Origin of the sequence: Pseudoalteromonas sp. C8 (assembly GCF_011378685.1) — a bacterium.
Lineage (GTDB): Bacteria > Pseudomonadota > Gammaproteobacteria > Enterobacterales > Alteromonadaceae > Pseudoalteromonas > Pseudoalteromonas arctica.
The window spans coordinates 136,831-149,742 of the sequence record NZ_WTKT01000004.1 but is presented as its reverse complement, the minus strand read 5'-3'; the positions used below and the strand labels follow the sequence as shown (position 1 = coordinate 149,742).

15 protein-coding genes are annotated in these 12,912 nt (G+C 48.0%); 3 read left to right on the top strand and 12 right to left on the bottom strand.

The genetic code is table 11. From position 1 onward, the window contains the following. The 12 genes from GQR39_RS05810 to GQR39_RS05755 all read right to left on the bottom strand — a co-directional run bounded on the left by GQR39_RS05810 (position 1) and on the right by GQR39_RS05755 (position 10,065). A complete protein-coding gene (locus GQR39_RS05810; RefSeq protein ID WP_165735050.1) occupies positions 1–729 on the bottom strand; it encodes a hypothetical protein in 729 nt (242 codons plus the stop codon). A 71-nt stretch (positions 730–800) separates the two neighbouring features. Further along, complete coding sequence (locus tag GQR39_RS05805) at positions 801–2,879, bottom strand: hypothetical protein (RefSeq protein ID WP_165735049.1); 2,079 nt, start codon at positions 2,877–2,879, stop codon at positions 801–803. After that, positions 2,872–3,525, bottom strand: a complete 654-nt coding sequence (locus GQR39_RS05800) for a hypothetical protein (protein WP_165735048.1) — start codon at positions 3,523–3,525, stop codon at positions 2,872–2,874. The genes GQR39_RS05805 and GQR39_RS05800 overlap by 8 nt, the downstream gene beginning before the upstream one ends. Positions 3,526–3,582: 57 nt before the next feature. Further along, the gene (locus GQR39_RS05795) at positions 3,583–3,873 is read right to left on the bottom strand and encodes a hypothetical protein (protein ID WP_165735047.1); all 291 of its coding nucleotides are present in this window, start codon (positions 3,871–3,873) and stop codon (positions 3,583–3,585) included. A 64-nt stretch (positions 3,874–3,937) separates the two neighbouring features. Beyond that, positions 3,938–4,285, bottom strand: coding sequence for a hypothetical protein (locus GQR39_RS05790; protein ID WP_165735046.1), 348 nt, complete (start codon positions 4,283–4,285; stop codon positions 3,938–3,940). Further along, positions 4,285–4,812, bottom strand: a complete 528-nt coding sequence (locus GQR39_RS05785) for a hypothetical protein (protein ID WP_165735045.1) — start codon at positions 4,810–4,812, stop codon at positions 4,285–4,287. Before GQR39_RS05785 ends, GQR39_RS05790 begins: the two co-directional genes overlap by 1 nt. 241 nt (positions 4,813–5,053) lie before the next feature. Further along, a complete protein-coding gene (locus GQR39_RS05780; protein WP_165735044.1) occupies positions 5,054–5,455 on the bottom strand; it encodes a hypothetical protein in 402 nt (133 codons plus the stop codon). Next, positions 5,452–6,060, bottom strand: coding sequence for a pentapeptide repeat-containing protein (locus tag GQR39_RS05775; protein ID WP_165735043.1), 609 nt, complete (start codon positions 6,058–6,060; stop codon positions 5,452–5,454). The genes GQR39_RS05780 and GQR39_RS05775 overlap by 4 nt, the downstream gene beginning before the upstream one ends. 693 nt (positions 6,061–6,753) lie before the next feature. Then, entirely contained in the window at positions 6,754–6,948 is a 195-nt protein-coding gene (locus GQR39_RS05770; protein WP_165735042.1) for a hypothetical protein, read from the bottom strand. 11 nt (positions 6,949–6,959) lie between these two features. After that, positions 6,960–7,217, bottom strand: coding sequence for a hypothetical protein (locus tag GQR39_RS05765; RefSeq protein ID WP_165735041.1), 258 nt, complete (start codon positions 7,215–7,217; stop codon positions 6,960–6,962). Positions 7,218–8,099: 882 nt separating this feature from the next. After that, positions 8,100–8,516 carry a hypothetical protein gene (locus GQR39_RS05760; protein ID WP_165735040.1) on the bottom strand — a complete coding sequence of 139 codons (417 nt, stop codon included), beginning with the start codon at positions 8,514–8,516 and terminating at the stop codon, positions 8,100–8,102. Between the two features lie 76 nt (positions 8,517–8,592). Then, on the bottom strand, positions 8,593–10,065 hold the full coding sequence (locus GQR39_RS05755) for a hypothetical protein (RefSeq protein ID WP_165735039.1): 1,473 nt from the start codon (positions 10,063–10,065) through the stop codon (positions 8,593–8,595). Between the two features lie 288 nt (positions 10,066–10,353). Here GQR39_RS05755 and GQR39_RS05750 point away from each other — a divergent pair, with 288 nt between their 5' ends. From GQR39_RS05750 to terL, 3 genes are all read left to right on the top strand, one after another. Continuing rightward, positions 10,354–10,677, top strand: coding sequence for a hypothetical protein (locus tag GQR39_RS05750; RefSeq protein ID WP_165735038.1), 324 nt, complete (start codon positions 10,354–10,356; stop codon positions 10,675–10,677). Further along, positions 10,678–11,184 carry a hypothetical protein gene (locus GQR39_RS05745; protein WP_165735037.1) on the top strand — a complete coding sequence of 169 codons (507 nt, stop codon included), beginning with the start codon at positions 10,678–10,680 and terminating at the stop codon, positions 11,182–11,184. 115 nt (positions 11,185–11,299) lie between these two features. Then, a complete protein-coding gene (gene terL / locus GQR39_RS05740; protein ID WP_165735036.1) occupies positions 11,300–12,898 on the top strand; it encodes a phage terminase large subunit in 1,599 nt (532 codons plus the stop codon). Positions 12,899–12,912: the final 14 nt, after the last annotated feature.

The window sequence follows — 12,912 nt, the reverse complement described above, 5'->3', positions numbered from 1 at the left end:
TTATGCTGCCTTTTTGATTTCTTTGATGAATTTAGTCGCCACCTTGTTACGCTGGCAATATTCGATAATGTGGTCTTTCGCTATTTGTGAATCGAGTTCAGTCGGTGACGAGTTCTGAGCCATAGTCCAGTTAATATCGCCTGTTGACGTTAGGATGCCTTGGCGCGTGATACCACGTTCTCGGTGATGGAACTCAAGAACAGGGGTGTGAGCTACGCCGCCAAAACCGTTGTCCTTGTTAACGAACATATTAGGTATTACACGAATGCTGTTGCCCGTTTTAGGGTCTTGGTAGAATGGTGCGAAACCTTCGGCTTTCATTCTACGGCCTAGGTCAGAGGCGTTCTTCATGGCCTCAACCTTTAACTTACGCGCGGCTTCAATGTCAGTTTTAAGCTCTGTAATCTTGGCCTTTTGAGTCTTATTAACCTTCTCAAGACGCTTAGGGTCTAACTGCTGGAGCAACTTAAGCTCAGCGCGTACTTTCTTAATTTCTCCACTATCAATCGACTTATGCTCAATGGCCTTGTCGATAACCGTACTTTGCTTGTTCAGCGTTACGTTCTTGGCGTTAATGACAGCCTGCATATCTGCGACTTGGGCGTGAAGTTCTTCAATCTGGTCGATGGCTTCGTTGAGTTGATCCACTGTCTCGTTGTTCTCGTTAGCGACCGCTACGATGTTCTCAAGGATTGCTGTTGCGCTGTCTGCTATTGCTTGTACTGTCATTGTCATATCTCTTTAATGGTTGGAAAAAGGGCAGAGCTTGGTGGCCGCTACCCTTGGTCATGCATGAGTTGTTACTTAGAATATTCTCTGGCGAAACCACCTTCGTTCGCGAGTGGCAGGCCAGTTGCCCACGCTGGCGCAATAGCCATGTGGTCGGCCATAATCTTGAACCCTTCATCTGCTTCACCGTCACGTAATGCAGCCAATATTTCATCGTGTACGCTGCCCATTACCCAGCCTAATTGCTTAACCTCAAGCTCTGCGTCAACGTTCACTATCTGCTCCGCAAGAATGTCGCGCGCGGTTGCTTGCGCTATGTTCTCGATAAGCAGGCCATGCCATAGGTATTTAAGGACAGGGTTGCCCCAGCGGTCGTACTTGTCCGAATCGAATACAACTTTAATCGACACACCGCCGCGAGTTTCCTCACCTTTGTAGCGCGCGTTGCTGTATTGCAATACTCGGCCAGAGGGCAGAACAATCTTGTCTTTGTGCGCCACGTATGACTCGTTAGGACCAAACCGAAGCTCGCCACCGTTAACGATTACAGGCATTACCGTATTCGCTATGAAGTGCCACATCGCCTTAACTGCGTAGTGCTTCGTGTCGTATGAGTTCTTAACCCCACGGCAGAATGCATCGTCTTTGAACATAGGTTCCATGCCCATCGGGCCACTCGCAAGGTACTGCTGGAAACCGAACCAACCCATTGCGAAGCCTAGGCCTAAGCCCGCAGCCTTACCCATCTGACGCTCGTTCTTATCTTCGGCTTTCGTTATCTTGCGACCGAATATGCCGCCCGCAAGGTCACAGTAGTAGTCGTACTTGTCAGGGTCTTTTTCGCCTAGTTGGTCAGTAGATGACATCTTTTCTAAAACGTCAGTCTGACCGCAGAACCACATGTTCACTCGTAGCTCAATGTTCGATAAATCGCATACGCCAATGTAGTGACCATCAGGTGCAAGCATTGACAGGCGATGCTTACCGCCACGTGTGTTGTTCTGCTGGTTCAACTTCTGTCCACCCGACCAACGGCCTGTTTGCCCCGCGCCGTAGTAGTTCAGGAAGAACGGCATACATGCGTCACCAAATCCACGTGAACGGAAGGTTGAAGACACCCCAATCATGCGGACAGCGCGCGTCTTGCCAATAGTAGATTTCAAGCGCGCACGGGCTTTGTATAGCACCGCGTACTCAGGGTTATCTATCTGCAAACGAATGTACTCAGGGTCGCCTTTGCCAAGGGCGGGGGATAACTCGCCCGTAGTCTTCGATATTTTCTTAGGGACACGTAATTTAAACTGTCTTAACAACGCCTCGTACTGCGGGTTAGAGCTAAACGTTTTCGGCGATATGCCCTCAACATCGTTGTCTATGCAGAACTGTATGGCGGCAACCGCTGCTATCCCATCAAGCTCGTCTTCTTCAACGATTACTTCCTCAAGTAAGTCGTGTCGAATGTCGAACTGTGGCTCAATAGCGGCGCGTAATGTTATGTGCATGGCACGTAGTTCAGTGCTTTCGCCTAAACCAATGCGGGGTATGTAAGCCAAGAATAAACGGCGCATAAGGTTAACGTCTTGACGACAATACTTCGCCAATGACACGTGTTCCGACGTGCTAATGTAATCGTATTTGATCCCATCAACTTGCGCCAAATCGCTGCCCTTACGTAGCGCAGGGTCATCAGGCCATTCGTCCTTAGCACACGCGCCTAATGATGCAGGCTTATGTGCCGCTAAATACTTACGCATTAGCATCGTATCGAAATAGAAGTCGAACTTAAGGCCATGCACCCAATTACAGATAGCGCCATCGAATACGGTGTTATGTGCGACTAGGCCAACGCGTAAACCCTCAGCACGTGCCTTTTTAATCTTTGCCATTTGTTGCTGGTAGAAGTATTGTCCGTGCCCGTAAACAATTTCATCGTTTAGGTCAATCGTTACGCCTAGGCCTGTTTCTTCAAATCGGTCGCCCAGTATGTAATCAGGGTAGGTTAGTGATTTAAGGCTGTATGACTTAGAGCCATTGTTCGCTTTAGACTTGTAGAATGTCTCCCAATCTAGGAAGACAATAATATCTAGGTCGAATGCGCGCTTGATAACCGTAATTGCTAAGTTGTCTTTTGAGTCAAAGAGGCTACTCAATCTCTGTGTCCTCGTCCTGTTCTTCAAGGACTCCTTCAAGGTCTTCAACAGCGTGTTCAAGGTCTTCAACAACGTCAGTGCCCATTAGAATGCTGTCGAGTGACTTACCTTCTTTCTGTTCTTCGCAATACTCGTCAGGGATAATGTCAGCCATGCCCGGCGTTTCTTCTATCACAGTGCGAAGCGTCTTATGTCCTTCGAGATAGACCGTGATTTTGTGTTCAATGTCATCGGCCTGTCTCTTAACAAGCGCGCACTTAGGGAATAATCCCATTATGCGCTCTTCCATCATCGGCAAGTCTGCGAACAATGTGTCGTTAACATTGCCAATCTGGTAGGCATACGGGATAGGGCGCTCTGCACCAAATTCAAGGTTCATTATGTCGGCACGGTCAGGACTGGTCACAGTGATGTGCGGTGCTACTGGCAGTGTTCCTTCCATAATGGTCGTTACGTCTTCACCATCAGCGCATAAATTGCCTAGGCCATACATATCGAATAGTGATGTATAAACTTCTTTGCCAAGGTCTGACAGTTCACGGTTTAGCTGTTCAATGCGTCCACCAATCTGCGCGCTAACAACGGCAACCGCTATCTTGCGACGGTTGTAAGAGTTTAGGCGTAGACCTAGCTTTAATTTTTTCATGTTAGTTACCTGTGTTGTTGCAAAGAGGGGAGGAATGCTACTAGTGCATCCCGTTGGTTATGCTGCTTGTGCTACGCGGCTCTTGTTCACAAAAAGTGATTGAGGGCGCTTGCTGTTCGCTATATCTCGGTGCATCTGCATGTAATTCCACATGCGTCCGCCATTCTCAAAGCTGTGTGAGCGCATACCGGTGTAATGCTCAATGTTGGCGGTTCTAAGGTTCGCCTGGTCTATCCGATCGTGTGCTTTGATTGAGTCTCGAGTGGCAGCGCGTAACATGGTTTCAAGGTTAATTACTTTCGAGCTAAGCTGTTCAATTTGGTTTTGTTGTTCTTTGTTACCGAACATGGTTGGGTACTCCGTTATCCGTTTGGTGGCGGGACACCCCACTTGGAGTACCCGCATAATTCGTTTAAGCAAGTTCGCGCAGGCGTTCCGCTTCGTTAGTCACTGTTAATGCGAAGTCTGGGTTCAACATTAACTGTTCTTTGACACTGGTAAGTGCTTCTTCCACAAGGCCATTCACTTCAAGCACAATGTAGTGTGGTTCGCGCTTATCAATGTCATCGTGTGCAACGCTGAGCATGTGAACCAATGTAAGGTAATGCGTTGCAAGGTCACTAAGTGCATCAGCTGGAGTCGGTGCTGCGTTGATGATGATAGGTGTCAGATGGTCGGCTAAGCGCTCTGTACTTGGTATCTGGGTGCTTATATTGGCTACTTCGTTTATGATTTCGAGGTTCTGGTCAGCGTAAGGCATTATGCAGCTCCTTTTTCTTGCTCTTCTTTCAGTGCTGCACGGCGTTTACAGCCTTCACATTCGCCACAACCATCGGCACTTAGGGCGCTGAGTAGCTGGTCTAGGATGCTTGTTCCGTTGCTACTCTTGCCGTCGTTGTCTTCGGTCTCGGCCTGTTCGCCTTTGCTGTCAACATAGTTAGTTTGGCGGTTACTCTTAATAAGGTCGTGCATATCTTTTGAGCCGATAACCTTTTCGCGTACTTGGTCAAGGATACTTTGCATCTCAACAAAGATTTGATCCATGTGTGCATCAACCGTTTCAGGATTAAAGTCTCTAAGCGCGGGTGTTGACTCCGATAGGAATGCCGTTGCGGCTGCCCCGAACATCTGCGCTCGGTCAGTTTGTGAAGGAGCGGTATCCATTAAACCTGTGATGACAGGCACGTAAAGCGGCAAGCCTATTGCGTACTGTGGTTCAGTCATGTGCTTTTCAATGACTCTTTTGATTACGGCTGCGTATGCTACATTTGCTGTTAAGTTTTTCATGGATGCTCTCATTTATAATGATAATTAGTGATTTGTAGCGAATGCTACTGCGGTGCTTAGTAGGGTTACTACTACTGCGATGCAAAGGAGAAGGACGCGCGTTAGTCTTTGTTCGGCGCGTCTTCGGAAAGAATGTGTACGTCTTCTAGGTGGTGACATTGGTTTGCTCCCCTGAAAGTTGCGGCATAGTATAAGTGCTACTAACCCATGTCAACAGTGTTACTGTTAAAGTTTGATTGAGTTAAGCTGCTAACAGTTCGGCTTTATACAGTGGGATTGCTTTGTCAGGTGCTAAAAAGTTAGGTAATGGTTCAAGCCCCGACTTGGTGAACTCAACAACAACAGTGCGTCCGACTAGTTCTTTAAGGTCGTGCATCTCTTTGATGCCTAGCGCCCCCAATAGCATATCCAGTTTGCGTTCCCACAAGGCTTTTGATTTCGGCGTAGTGGCTGCAGTAAGATGGAAATTGCGGAAGTAGTACACGCCAACTCGTCTGCCATCAAATGACTCTGTCACCTGCATGTTAATCGCTGGGTCGCCTGCGCCATTCAGTGTTGCGTCGTGTATGTGGAATTTGTACTGACCCACATCAAAGTACGGTTGTTGATAGCCACGTTGTCGGTGGAATGGGGCAGCTCTCATGCGGCCACCTCAAGGTCTACGCTACGTGGCGCGCGTTCTTTGGCGCGTAATGCATGGCACATGACTAACAGTGAGCGTACTCGGTTGCGATAGTCTGCGTTAGGATGCTCATCAATCATTGCGTCCCACACATTTAATTCAGCGGTTTCGTTGTTAATTTGCAGCGTATTGGCCGATAGTAGGGCGGTGAGTGGTTCAGCGCGTGACAGGGTGAAGTCCGCTACGATGATGCCCTCTGGTAGTGTTGCGCCTCGCAGGTCAGCCCCTTTAATGTTGGCGGGCGTGAATTTCGTGCGCTCTAGTGAGGCTCCGCATAGTATGGCTTGCGATAGGTCGGCTCCCTCTAGGTCTGTGTCGCGGAACGTGGTGTTCGAGGCGTTCACTAGCGTTAGGTCAGTGTCGCGCATGTTACAGTTTATGAACGTTGAGCCCCGTAGATTGGCGCAGACTAATCGCATACCCTCGAAGTTACAGTCTATGAAGACCGCACTTGCGTAGTCGTCGCTCTGTGCTTTGGTTGTCGTAACGTCCGTGAAATCTGTGCCATGTTCAACTCGGCGCATATTGTCAGATGTTGATTTGATTTGTTGTGTTTGTTGTTCCATAATAATCTCCGAAAGTTATGGTTTTATACTGGTTGCTCGTCAATGAGCGGTTAAAGTGGCTTTTTAGTGGAATGTTGATCAAATAGTAAGCTACTCGAATAAATAGCCTATTATTTGTACAGTCTGTCCACCTTTATTTTAAAGTGTCCACCTAGCAAAAAATATGTGGACACTTTTTGGTGTTTGTAAGTAAGTGCTTACTAACCCCCCAGACCCCCATATTACAGATGATGAATAATTACAGAGTTCACTTATTAACCGTCTGTCCACCTTGTCCATGTTGTCCACCTTTTTGATACCTAGGACTGAGAGAAAAAGTTTTATATTCTGTGTTGTAGTAACACACTATATATAATGTCTATACTCTGTAGGTGGGTGAAAAACATGGACAACATGGACAGATGGGTCTAGACCATATGTGTCATAGGCTGTAGCTGTCCACCCCCCTTGGTCACCCAATTTGAAAAGGTGGACAGGGTTAAAAAAAGGTGGACACTTTTGGTGTTTACATGCCCTCTACTTCTGACTCACATCCAGCGCCAAAAGTCGCGAATTATTTGTCCATCCAATCTGCGTCAAGCGTCCATAAGTACAACTTGCTCCCTGTAAGTCATTGTTTTGCATCTTTTATTACTCTGCCGATTATCATTTAGCGTTTAATGAGTGCTGTCGGGGGGTGATGAGTATTAATTGTTACCAGTAAAGGGCATTGCTGCGGGATAGGAGTCGCTTGGCTTCCCCTGCTAATTGATTGGCTTGTTCCGTGTGATGTTGGGCGCGGGCAGGGAGTCCTTTGGCGAGTGCCTCTTTGGCGGCATCGGCCTGTTGGTATGCGGCGGTCTTTGCGCTGCGGGCGCGGGAAATCATATCTGTTTGGCGTTGGCTCATGGTTAATTGTCCTAGGCTGCTAGTTGCATTTGCTGCGTGTTAGTTGTTGTAAAGTAGCTGTCGAGTTGGCGTTGTTGTGCCATTAGGTTGAATGCTAACTGGAAGTGGGCGGCAGCCTGATATCGGTCGCCGCGCAGTGTGTAATCTTGGCATTGCTCTACGTGCGTTGCGATGGTTTCGAGGGTGCGTGTTCGGTGTTGGAGTTCGGTGCCGGTTGCCCAAGGGTAGTTGATAAGTACGCGGCGGTGAAGGGCGTTGATAGGTGTCATAGTGTTGCTCCGATTTGTATTGAATGCCCGTGTTGTGGGGCGATTGATGCCGTTGCTGGCTAGTTTGTGTTGCGTGTTGCTTAGTAGTTAGCGCGCGATGGTCGGCGATGCTGGTTGTTGGTCGTTGGTCGGTGCTTGCTGTGTGGTTCGTAGTAGTCGGTGCGTGTTGGTCAGTCTAGGGCGCGTGGCTTGTGTTGTGTGGATGGTGGCGCATGGTGTTGGCCGCGTGACCTCTGACGTTCGGAATAACTCTTAAATTCTGTCGTCAAAGTCCCCCGTAAGAACAAATTTAACATCGTCCACGCCTAGGCTTCTGTGCAATGTTTTGGGTGATTGCTTGGACTTTCGTGTCAGTCGTGGAGTCTACCTTGACGCAGGACGCAGGACATGCGGAGAGAGGAACGAACGGAGAAGCGTAGCGAGCTGTACTGAGCGTACTAAGCGTTGAGGTTAAGCGGAATGCCTGTAAACTAAATCTAAGCTCCCGAAATATAATCATAACGCCCATTTTCCAAACAGAACGAACCTCATTCTGTCCACGTTGCTCTACCCGAACTACCCAAACCGTCTTATCCGTAGAATCCACAAGACAAACGACACTTGTTACATGCCATACTGACAACTGCTAAATGACATACGTTACATAACACACACCTCATAACATTTAACCTTTAACAATCCTCGCTTCTCGCCTCGCATCCTCGCTTCTCGACGCATATCTTATTCTCTTTCTTCGCAGGCTAGGGGCTAGTTCGTGACCATAGTTGTGCGCCATTGGGCGGTTGGATGGGAGTTAGAAAGTTGATTTGATCACCGGTATCTACTTGCTTGTTGGTGTTTGGTTGTCAGTCTGTTTGTAGTGCCTGACTGTTGGCCTACGAACTAGTGAACGTAATCTGTGTAATGTTTGCTCATGGCTTGCCCACTGTTTTTACGTGCCCAATATTTAGCGGTGCGCGCTTCGTCAATGGCGGTGATTGTGCCACTGCCTGCACATTTGTAGCATGTGGTAGCAGTCCCGTTATTTAAGGCGAATATGCCTGTTGCATTGCACCGTTTACATGCTGTGCCCTTTGCTGATGTGACTATTTGATCCACAGCGTTGATCTTAGGGCTTTTAGCAGGCATAGGTATGCACTGGCCTATCCACGTGTAGTATTCGCTGCTGTAGGCGCGTATGCGAACCTTCTCTGCTGTTGGTGTTTCTGTGGCATCTAGTGTTGCCTCGTATGCTGCGGCACTTCCGAATAGGTCGTCCATATCGAATAATGAATCAATTGATAACGTGTTGTTTGACATTAGTATTTCTCTCTCTTATATTGGTGCGAGGGCAGGGTGTTGGTGCACCTTGCCCTCAGTTCTTATCTAAGTTTTCTTAGAAAAGGAATTGATTTGTGATGGCCTCTAGCTCTAACGGGCTAGTGGGCTTTTTATTACGCATTGCTGAACCTTTCTGAACTCTAGCTAACTTGTTGGCACGTGCCTCAAGCTCGGCTTGTCTGTACTGAATTGTTCGTATCTTGCTAACGTCTTTGGCCTTGCCTCTTAGCTCGTCAAACGTACCCTCTGTGAAGTGGATACCCCATAATCTCAGGTTGCCAGCGTCTTCTAACTCAAACGATTCGATAGTCGTTGGGTTGCCAAGCATTGTGAGTGCATCTGCTTCAAGCCTTGCGTTGTCGCGAGCTGTTAGCCTACGTCCTTCAAAGCCTGCTTTCTTCACCATCTGGTTCATAATCATCTCAACTGGATCAAATGCGACGTATGTTGAGTATCGACGTATTGGTGTGTCTAGGTTGACTAGCTCAAGCCAATTGTTGAACTGTGGTGTGTACTCGTCCAAGAAGTTAAGCACCTTGACTGCATCACGTATCGAGGTGTCTATCTCGTCCACCTCATCATCGCGTACTGCGTTGGATACTGCTGCTATTGGGGCTTCATCTGCCGTGTTGTCCATCTTGTATATGCGGTCAAGCACATACTGTTTCTGGCTCTCAAGACGTTCGACTCTGTTGGTCATATCCACCTGTTTGCGCATACACTTAGTAGCGAATGCCAGTGGCTTTTCAGGCATACCACCGACTGTTTCAAGTACGAGTGGATAATGCACATGTTGTGTTGCTTTGCTTACTAAGGCCTTGATGCCACCCCATGCGCCATACTGAGCGTTCTCTACCCATTCAGCAGGTGAGCGGTGAACTCTGTCCTCTACCCATTCATTGCGTGATACGTCCTCAAATACTGCTTTAGGCTCTGAATCCATCGCCTGCGCCACATTGACCTTTGGAGTGCGTAGCTCGCTCTGTTTCATCTGTGTTGCAAGCCCGTGTTCCTCAATCCATGCGGCTGCTTCATCGTCTTCATCATCATCTGCGTAATCGTACTCGAACTGGTCAAACTCTGCGCCATCGTCTATCTCATTGTTGAGCTGGAATGTTGCTTCAATGCGTCGTTGGAATGGGTGGAACTCGACTGCATAGTCACCAAGAGTTGATAAGTCTTGAGCATGTGCTTCGTACTGTATGAACATCGCCTCTATCCACAACGACACCTTCTCAACCACATCTGATAGCTTGCTAAGCTTCTCTGCGTCCTTGGTAGTGATGGCGTATGCAACACTTGCTGTCACTGCATTGTCTGCTTGGCGACCGCGCTTGTTGAGTTCACCCTTCATTGCCCATGCAACACCACGTACTATGTAGTTCGTTCGGTGTCCATATACTGTTGATAGCTCGTCAATCGTTTGAACAACGGCTTTAGTGAAGTCTGCTGATGATAAGCGTAATGCTGCTTCGCCATTGATTTTAAAGTCTTTGCTGTCTGCGCTAAGTATTAAGTTCTGTTTCATGATATGTACCTTATGTATTGATTGATTAGGGACTCCTAAGTAGGTTCATTGCCCCGATTATTGATTGACTCGAACCAAACCCGATCCGAACCGACCGCGCCTCCTATGCAGAGACACATACAATGCATCAACCAACCAATGTTGTGAGAAATGCGGAAAAAGTCGCTTTTCAATTAACCCCCGCACCCCGTCTGTATACCGCTAATTCCCTATATTTTTTTTATATTTTTTCGCGAGAAGGTTTAACAGTGTTACTATTGAATACAAATAACAGTGAGGCTAATAAAAATGATAAAAAACGCCCTTGTTGAGTCGCTACGTAATACCGCCAAAGAAACATTGAACATGGCTCGAAGCATCGAATCTGAGGCTACTGTTACCCTGCGAAGCAACCCAAAAGAATACAAACTCATCATTCCTCTCGGCATGTTTGCGGGCATAGCAATTGATGCATTAGGGCTAACCAAAGCCCCCAATGTTGTGTATGTCGGTGAGTGCCGCATGGGTGGGGTGGACTACAACACTGTGCGTATCCATGTTCGCGAACCGTTCATAGTTGACCCGACCCAATGGACTGCTGTTGGTGAGACTACGCTTGTTTGGAGTGAATAAATGATTGCTGATTTGTCACTACAAACACTGAGCGGGAGTTATGCCTCATTGGGCATTGGCCGCTTAACAGCACAAGAAGAAACCTATGTTCAAAGACGCACGCAGGGGATTAATCCCTCTGCGGCAGCGCGGGCGGCTGGCTTTCGATACCCCGCTAGAGCAGTGGCAGAAATGGCACAGCGCGAAGACATTACATTAGCTATTTCATACATGCGGGAAATGCAGCGCCAAGTGGCTGTACAGGCTGGTGCGCTTGAGTTCACTCGGGATGATGCAACGGCACTCTACCTTGAGGCACACGCTAAGTCGGCAACGGCTATGGAAGAAATACGCGCAGTCGATTCGCTTGTGAAACTGCATGGCCTAGCCACACCTGACCGTGTTGAAATCAATGTCACGAACCGTGGGCAAATGGAAAACATGGATGACGAACAGCTACTCAAACTTGCAGGGCAGGACATACAGCTAAGCCCTGACGAATATGTGGAGGTTGGCGATGCAGAATAAGCATTGCCATGAGTGTTTGCGTACCGTTGCTCACTTTGAAATGTATGACGACAAACACTGCTTACCATGCGCTAAGCACCTAGGAACGTTCGTAAGGCCATCTAACAAAGAATCAGTGCAACGTATCGAACATGAGTTCCAACGTGTCAATGAGGAAGAAGTAGAGGCCTTTAACGCAGAACTGGAAGCCAAGAAAGAGCTTGCAGAACGTGAGCTTGTTCGCCGCCGCCTTTTACCCTTTATCAAGCGTCACAATGATACATATGTTCCGGGGTGGGTACATGCCGATATATGTGTTCGCCTTGAAAAGTTTGCCAAAGATATTGAAAACGGGTTGTCGCCACGTTTGATGATTACCATGCCACCACGACACGGTAAAAGTGAGATTGGCTCAAAGACTTTCCCCAGTTGGTACTTAGGCCGTAACCCAACACATGAGGTAATCATCTGTTCGTATGCAGGTGACTTAGCCGAAGATTTCAGTCGTAAGTGTCGTGACTTATTAGACACTGATAAGTTCAAAGCGGCATTTAAAACGCGGCTATCTGCTGATTCCAAGAGCGTTAAAAAGTGGGCGACAACTGATGGCGGTAGTTTTACTGCGGCGGGTGTTGGTGGCCCTATTACGGGTCGTGGCGCTCACTTGGGCATTATTGATGATCCCGTAAAAAACCGTGAAGAAGCCGAATCGGATAAGACACGTCAGAACGTGAAAGATTGGTACTCGTCTGCATTCTACACGCGTCTTGCACCAGGAGGGGGTGTTCTTATCATCCAGACTCGCTGGCACGATGATGATTTAGCAGGCTGGTTACTCAACATATTTGATGAAGCCAAACAGGAAGCTGCGGAAAAAGGTGAAGCTGTACCTGACGATGTGGACAAGTGGGACTTGGTGGAATACCCAGCCATTGCAACGCAGGACGAGAAGTACCGCAAAAAGGGTGAAGCACTGCATGAGGCGCGTTATCCGTTACCCTCTCTTCGTCGTATCAAACGTGCCATGATCCCCCGAGATTGGGAAGCGCTGTACCAACAGAAACCCGTATCAGACGATGGTGATTTCTTCACGCGAGATATGTTCAGATATTATAAGCCGGGCGAAATGCCACCGCTTAATGAGATGCGGCTTTATGCTGCGGCGGATTTGGCAATATCTACTAAGCAGACCGCCGATTACAGTGTGTTTGCCGTTGTTGGCATCGACAGAAAGCAAAACATTTGGCTTGTAGACCTCGTACGTGGCCGATGGAACTCGTTGGGTATCATTGACCGAATGTTCGAGATTCAGACGAAATATAACCCTGAATTGTTTGGCATTGAAACGGGGCAGATTGAGCTAACGCTTGAACCGTTCATACAAAAAGCCGAGCAGGAGCGGGGCATAAGCTTACGTTACGAGAAGCTTAGAACACGTGGAGCAGATAAGGGCACACGTGCTAGGCCGTTGCAGGGTCGTATGGAGCAGGGTAAATTTTACTTTCCTACCGTTGACTCGACACCTTGGATGTCTTCACTGCAAAACGAAATGCTTAAGTTCCCACTTGGGGCTAACGATGACCAAGTGGATGCGCTGGCATGGATTGGTCAGATGATCATGTTATTTGGTATCCGTAACGAGAAGAAAGTTAAGTCTAAGGAGTCGTTTAAAGACAAGCTTAGGAAGTACGGTGGGGGCACTAAATCCAAGAGTAAAAGCGGTATGGCGGCTTAGTGGTTTGTTGTTAA